Origin of the sequence: Aeromonas sp. HMWF015, assembly GCF_963878965.1 — a bacterium.
GTDB lineage: Bacteria > Pseudomonadota > Gammaproteobacteria > Enterobacterales > Aeromonadaceae > Aeromonas > Aeromonas veronii.
In genome coordinates this window covers 1-2606 of record NZ_CAWNZT010000165.1, presented here as the reverse complement: position 1 = coordinate 2606, position 2606 = coordinate 1, and the positions used below count along the sequence as shown (strand labels likewise).

3 protein-coding genes are annotated in these 2606 nt (G+C 41.7%); all 3 read right to left on the bottom strand.

The window, feature by feature from the left end; translation table 11 throughout:
- Positions 1 to 274: 274 nt before the first annotated feature.
- On the bottom strand, positions 275 to 1309 hold the full coding sequence (locus tag AACS18_RS08510) for a glycosyltransferase family 2 protein (RefSeq protein ID WP_108614108.1): 1035 nt from the start codon (positions 1307 to 1309) through the stop codon (positions 275 to 277).
- Positions 1306 to 1704, bottom strand: coding sequence for a GtrA family protein (locus AACS18_RS08505; RefSeq protein WP_108614107.1), 399 nt, complete (start codon positions 1702 to 1704; stop codon positions 1306 to 1308). The genes AACS18_RS08510 and AACS18_RS08505 overlap by 4 nt, the downstream gene beginning before the upstream one ends.
- 174 nt (positions 1705 to 1878) lie before the next feature.
- Positions 1879 to 2606, bottom strand: a 728-nt coding sequence (locus AACS18_RS08500; protein WP_146184875.1) for a sulfatase-like hydrolase/transferase, incomplete at its 5' end; no start/stop codon positions are given.

Genomic DNA, 2606 nt, shown 5'->3' with positions numbered 1-2606 from the left:
TGTTGGTCGCCTCTCTCATCAGTGGGAACGTACATTCGCCACTTTGGCACTCAGATGCCATTTTGGGGAGAGGCGACCATCCCATTAACAACAAACCGAATTTAGTCAATAACAAAAAATAGGACAGCTATGGTACAAGAGACATAAGGCCGTTGCGTTAAATATCAGAACATGAGATGGCTAACCTAATGGATCGTGTAAAACATTATATGGATAGCCTGTCTCATTCCCCATGGAATTACGATAGACCAGCGCAACTATAGCATAATCAAGGTCAATTGCCATTGGTATGTGACAGCTTTATTTTAGCCGCTTCTGATAGAAGCTTTGCACCATCAATGAACTCGTCAATAATAAATTTAGGACGACCTTTAGTCTCCATGTATATTTTTCCTATATATTCGCCAACCACCCCCATACAGAGAAGTTGAATACCTCCAAGTAAAAAGATAGATATTATGACTGAAGTCCAACCTTCTACGACACTCCCTTGCACTTTTTGCACCAATGTATAGATACTCGCGATCAACGACAATAGAAAAGTTAAAAAGCCTATCACTGCTATTAGTCTTAGTGGCGTCACAGTCAATGAAGTTATTCCCTCAACAGCCAGAGCTAACATTTTTCGCAATGGATATTTAGATTCCCCCTCAATTCGTTCGTTGCGACTATAAAATACCTTTTCACTTTTAAAGCCAAGTAACGGTACCATCCCACGAATGTAAACATTTCGTTCTTTAAATTGCATTAAACTCTGTAGCGCACGACGACTTAATAAACGATAGTCAGCATGATTTTCAATCTGCTTAACTCCCATTATAGACATAAATTTATAGAAGCTATTGGCAGTAACACGTTTAAAAGCACTGTCGCTAGAGCGATCATTGCGTACCCCATAGACAACATCAATGCCCTGCATATACTTGTCAATCATCTGAAAAATACAGTTAATATCATCTTGTAAATCAGCGTCGATGCTGATGATAATATCGGTATCTACCACCGAAAGACCTGCGATAAGAGCAACTTGGTGGCCGTAGTTACGTGAGAGTTTAAGCCCTTTGACATGTGGACTTTTTGTTGTGGCCTGTTTAATTAACTGCCAAGTACTATCATGACTTCCATCATCAACAAACTGAATATAACTGCTAGCTAAAATACGATTATTATTGATAAGCTCGCTTAAAACACTAAGCAATGTTGAAAGACAACGAGGAAAGGCATCAGTTTCATTGTAGCAAGGAACAACGATTGCCAATGATGGTATCGCAACGCTTATTGATAAATCTTTCACTTTATTTATATTCATTTCATAGCCCACTTTTTGTTTAAAACATAACCACTAATGGTGTATAATGTCATTCCTAAAATTTGTGCTACATATTTCCAACCAGGAATGAAATACAGTAGTGCTTTAATAGCCGCAATATTAATCAGGTAGCAGACAATGGCGACAATAGAGAACTTAATCAATCTTTTGACATTCATTGTGATTGAAAATGTAAAATATGAGTTTAGGGCGAAACTAAGGGTGATTCCTGCCATATACCCAATACCATTAGCACTATACACACCGAATCCTATAGAGATTAAAAAAAAGATGATAGCCACTGTAAATATAGTGTTAGCTAAACCTATCGCAAGAAATATGGTTAGAGGTTCTAGCATTATAGCAAGCCATAAAGGTTTTTTCTTTATTTTCATATAGACCCATAGATAATAACCAGCGATTCAATTTCAACAGGAGAGCATGGCTATATATGATATAGGCAGTCTCATCAATAATATCACCCAAAAAAAGTCCACTTGTTGTTTTCGACTGAAAATGTATTTTTTCGAGCATTTATCCTTAACACAATAGCAATCACATTTACGTTATTAACGCTGAGCCTTAGTCTTAAAGGTGGCACGGATCTGCGGTATAAATGGCGACACATCAAACCCCTGCTCTTCGCCCAGCACTGGATGGAGAAGTGGGTTATCGCTAATCGGGTTGAGATCGCCGGCCAGCAACTGGCGAGTGGCCTGCCCCATCTGGTAGAGCTGGCGCACTGGTGCAAACTGTGTTGCTAAATCGAGCGAATCGTCAGCGCGGGTGAAGGCCATCATGGGGATTTGGTAGGTGGCATCACGAGGTGGTTTATCACCATGAATCGCTTCACCTACCGACATCAGGAAGGGCTGGTGATCGCCAAAAGCAACAACAAGATAGCGCTTACCGGAATGGTCTAGACTCTTGAGCAGCCGTTCCAGCGATGCCATGGCGTCAACCACACCGGTGTAGTATGTATTGAGCAACTGTCTATCACTCGCGCTCTCGTTTGGGCAAGAACCGTCTAGCTCTTTACTGTGGTAACGAGGGCCATCAAATGGACCATGCCCTTGCATGGTGACAGCATAAGCAAACAGCGGTTTCTCATCCTGTTCAACGCGTTTGAGCAGGTGAGTGATGAGAGCGTCATCAGAGATATAGCGACCCTTATGCTCGAGGGGGGTAAAACGGTTGTCGAACCAGCGTTCCTGATAGCCAAGTGACGGGATAGCTTTGGCCCGCCCCCAAAATGTTTCGACATATGGGTGGGCGAACAGAGTCTGGTACCCACTCT